Genomic DNA, 228 nt, shown 5'->3' on the forward strand with positions numbered 1-228 from the left:
GGTCAGGGCGGACCAGTCGCTGTTCCAGGCCTGGCGCAGTGCGTCGGGCAACGTGCGCAGCGCGGCGAACAGCCCGGCATCCTGGCTCCAGTACGCCACCAGCTGCAGGATCGCCGACAGCGGGGCGAGGTAGCTCTTGGTGGCTGCCACGCTGCGCTCGGCGCCCGCGCCCAGTGGAATCACGGTTTCGGCCTGCTGCGCCAGCGGGGAATCTTCCACGGTGACCAG

General features: G+C 70.6%; 1 pseudogene. It reads right to left on the reverse strand.

What is annotated here, in order from left to right:
- Positions 1-228: pseudogene (locus tag KVS69_RS20940) on the reverse strand (iron dicitrate transport regulator FecR); the annotation flags it as partial.

It is taken from the genome of Stenotrophomonas sp. GbtcB23 (assembly GCF_019091045.1).
Lineage (GTDB): Bacteria > Pseudomonadota > Gammaproteobacteria > Xanthomonadales > Xanthomonadaceae > Stenotrophomonas > Stenotrophomonas rhizophila_A.